We start from the raw sequence: 496 nt of genomic DNA, 5'->3' as shown, positions 1-496 counted from the left end.
GGCGTGATATTCACTAAAAGATGAACGTGATCCGGCATGACTTCCAAGGCAATTAATCGCCAGCGGTGCTCAACGACTAACTCGAAAATGATTTCTTGCAAGCGTTCTGCAACCTTGCCAACCAAAACAGCCTTGCGTCGTTTTGGTACAAAAACGAAGTGCAAATTCAACAAAGAAACCGCATTGCCTTCGTGTCGATATTCCAAATCTTTCGCGGATAGTTTCGCCATTTCTTCATATTCAATCTGTTGCTAAATGCTATGATAACAACAAGGAGGCAGGCAAATATGTTTGGATGTCAGCAGGCTCTAATCAAGCCCGACAAAGACTTGCAGGCGATTCTAGAATTTATCTGCGGAGAGTCGAATAAACTGCATAATTGCGCGGTTTACTACGCTCGTCAGATGTATTTCAAGGCTCGCCAGTTTGTCAGGCCGTTCGATTTAATCAATGAATTGAAGCGCAACCCTCATTACGGGGCGTTGTGCGCTCAAGC

At 44.8% G+C, this 496-nt stretch carries 2 protein-coding genes; one reads left to right on the top strand and one right to left on the bottom strand.

The features are described from left to right. Positions 1–230 (bottom strand): IS200/IS605 family transposase (tnpA, locus tag D7Y13_RS42230; protein ID WP_120631090.1); only part of this gene is annotated, 230 nt, incomplete at its 3' end. A gap of 57 nt (positions 231–287) precedes the next feature. Between tnpA and D7Y13_RS47385 the strand changes: the two genes are divergently transcribed. Further along, on the top strand, positions 288–496 hold a 209-nt coding region (locus D7Y13_RS47385), incomplete at its 3' end, for a hypothetical protein (RefSeq protein WP_208734583.1).

Origin of the sequence: Corallococcus praedator, assembly GCF_003612125.1 — a bacterium.
GTDB lineage: Bacteria > Myxococcota > Myxococcia > Myxococcales > Myxococcaceae > Corallococcus > Corallococcus praedator.
Note: the sequence above shows the minus strand (reverse complement) of the source record. Positions and strands in the feature narration are given on the sequence as shown.